Origin of the sequence: Caballeronia arvi, from assembly GCF_001544695.2 — a bacterium.
In the GTDB taxonomy this organism is placed as follows: Bacteria; Pseudomonadota; Gammaproteobacteria; order Burkholderiales; family Burkholderiaceae; genus Caballeronia; species Caballeronia arvi.
The window spans coordinates 1-2954 of the sequence record NZ_FCOM02000166.1; the positions used below are offsets into that span (position 1 = coordinate 1).

Here is a 2954-nt window from a genome sequence, read left to right on the forward strand (position 1 = left end):
GAAGGTGTCAGCCAGTTTGACGAGCTTTTTGTACCGATCGAAAAGAAGCACCGGATCTTTCGCCGCCGCGCTGATGTGTCGCCGCAGCTTCGCGTGCCCCTGTCGGTGTCTTCCCTAAAAATCGGTCACTTCGCGGGGCTTGCACCCGGCCGCCCCGCGCTGACCGGTGCGTCGCTGCGCCTCGTGGTCGACAACCACATGCTGGAGCGGTACACGCCACCTCATGTGCTCGCTTCGCGCGATGGCGATGTCCTTTACTACTCTGCACGCACGGGCAAGTACCTGGAGGCCGCGGCCGGCGCGCCAAGCCGCCAGCTTTTCGCCATGGCGCGCAAAGGACTGGGCCTTGATTTGCGCTCGGTATTTCGCGAGGCCGTCGAGTCGGGTCGCCCTGTTACCCGCGAGGGGGTGGTGATCGAGAGCGAGGACGGCCGCGTACAGGCGATCAGCCTGACCGTTGAGCCGCTGACCGACCAGACCAACGGCGAGCGAATGTACCTCGTGGTCTTTAACGATCAGGGCCCCGTGCTCTCACGCGAGGAAGCGCTAGGGCGCGCCCAGGCCACGCACGAGGGAACCGCCGTGCAGGTCGAAAAGGAGTTGCGTGAGACCCGTGAACGCCTGCAGTCGATGATCGAAGAGTACGAGACTGCGCTCGAGGAACTCAAGTCATCGAACGAGGAACTGGTTTCGGTCAACGAGGAAATGCAGTCGTCCAACGAAGAGCTGGAGGCATCGAAGGAAGAACTCGTGTCGCTCAACGAGGAACTGCACACGGTCAATCTCGAATTGACCCGCAAGATCGAGGCGCTCGATCGCTCGAACAGCGACCTGCAGAACCTGTTTGAGAGCACGTCGGTTGCAACCGTATTCCTTGACCGTAATCTCGTCATCCGTTCATTCACGCCAGCGATGGAACGCATTTTCCACATCCGAACCATCGACCGTGGACGTCCGATTACGGAGCTTGTTAGCCGGCTAGAACTGCCTGGACTGGAGCGGGATATCGAGGCCGTGCTCAATACGGACAAGCCGCGGGAGCGCCATGTGTGCAGCAGGGACAAGCTGACTCATTTCTTGGTGCGCCTTGCACCCTATCGTAACGGCGAACGAAAATCCGACGGCGTCGTCATTGCTTTCGTCGACGTAACGGGCATGGTGCATGCGGAAGAACGGCAGAACGTGTTGATTGCCGAGTTGCAGCACCGTACCCGCAATCTGCTCACTGTGATCCAGTCGATCGCACAGCAGACGCTCAAGCCGGACGTCGCCCTCGAAACGTTCAACAGCCGCCTGGCCGCACTCGGTCGTCTGCAAGGTCTCATCGGTGAAGCGGACGGCAACTTGATCAACCTCGGGGACCTTGTGAAGCTGGAGTTCGACGCGCTCGGTGTCACGGGCAGCGACCGGATCGTCCTGGGGGGCCCCGTGGTGCCACTTGGTTTTCGCAACGTGCAAATGATCGCGCTGGTTTTACACGAACTGACCACTAACGCGGTCAAGTATGGTGCTTTGAAGGACGAAGCGGCTCGGCTGGAGGTGCGCTGGAAGGTCGAGCCCAATGGGCACGATGCTGCTTCGCTTGTAATCGACTGGATCGAAAGCGAAGTATCGGTTCCCCCAGACAGCTCGAAGACCGGTTTCGGGCGGCAATTGATCGAGAAGGCGCTGCGATTTACGCTGCGCGCGCGCACGAAACTCGCGTTCGGATCAAATGGCGTTTCGTGTCACATCGAAATACCGTTACCGTCGGCAAGCTCGCATGAGGTATGAGGACGGACATGAACGAACAGGCGAAAATCCTGGATGGTCGAAGAATCATGGTAGTCGAGGACGACTATCTGGTGGCGCTCGGGCTTTCGACCGTCTTGGAGGAAGCCGGCGCTCACGTCGTCGGACCGGTTGCCAGCGCGCAGGAAGCGGTCGCGCTGCTCGAGGAGGGCCGCGAAATGGTCGACGCAGCAGTTCTGGACGTGGATCTGAACGGCGAGAAGTCATACCCGGTGGCCGATGCACTCGCGTCGCGCAATATCCGCTTTATTTTTGCGACGGGCTACGGCATCGATGCCGTGGCTGAAGGCTATCGACACTACCCGCGGTGCCAGAAGCCATTCGATCACCAAGCAATCCTAAAGGCACTGAGAGGCTAATCGCACATGAAAGTCAGCTAACGAACCGTGCCCCCAGTCGGACTGCTTACTTCAATCGCTATCTGAATGGATGACGTTCCGGCCGATTGGCCGGGTGCCCGGCCAACAGCAATAGCGCGTCCAAGGCGAAAACGGCCATTTTTACTACGCCGGACGTCTAAACTCCGACTTCTACATGGCGCTAGATGAGAGCTTGTGGCCGCCCCCAGTCAGACGTAAAACCGCCCGGCGCGGTGGGCCATAGATCGGTCGCGTCGGGCAGCAGTCAACCCTCTTTCGCGCTCCGGCCCTGGGCAATCCCAATGACGGGCTTCCGCGGTGCAACGGGCATTCTTGCGGAGATGTTGGTCAGCAAGTATTCGCCCATGACGGTGATTCGCGGAATGACCACCGTGGGTCCGATCGCAAACGACAGGGTTTCGATAGAACAGAATGAATCTTGCCTACCGTTGCGGATTGTCATGTCCGGCACCGGACTGTCGCCAAACTTGACTGAAGGGCCAAAAGTCGTGGTTTGCTAAATCGTTCGGTCGTCAGTGGGCTGAAGCTAGCGCGGTGGCAATGCCGCCGTGGTGGCTTTCACTTCATAGCGCCTTCGGCTGAAGATGTGTTAGCGGGAAGATCGACAACGCGCGCTCCGGCTTGCTTTAGCATCTGCCGGAAGTCAGGCGAATCGAGGATGATCGTGCCCGCAGCGGCGCGCAGGCGGTCGACCGCCTCGTCTGGTAGGACAAACGAAGTCGGCAATTGATTAAAGTATTCGCGCGCGCCCTTGTCCTTCAGTGCCTCGAACGACACGTCGAC

2 protein-coding genes and 1 pseudogene are annotated in these 2954 nt (G+C 59.5%); 2 read left to right on the top strand and 1 reads right to left on the bottom strand.

Features of this window, described 5'->3' with window-relative positions; genetic code table 11:
- Together AWB74_RS43825 and AWB74_RS43830 are read left to right on the top strand one after the other, a co-directional pair.
- A partial coding sequence (locus AWB74_RS43825; RefSeq protein WP_143749522.1) for a PAS domain-containing protein occupies positions 1 to 1773 on the top strand: 1773 nt, incomplete at its 5' end.
- A gap of 8 nt (positions 1774 to 1781) precedes the next feature.
- On the top strand, positions 1782 to 2150 hold the full coding sequence (locus AWB74_RS43830; RefSeq protein WP_061152709.1) for a response regulator: 369 nt from the start codon (positions 1782 to 1784) through the stop codon (positions 2148 to 2150).
- A gap of 579 nt (positions 2151 to 2729) precedes the next feature.
- On the opposite strand, the pseudogene AWB74_RS43840 reads toward AWB74_RS43830, so the two are convergent.
- Positions 2730 to 2954 (bottom strand): annotated as a pseudogene (locus AWB74_RS43840) (patatin-like phospholipase family protein); the annotation flags it as partial.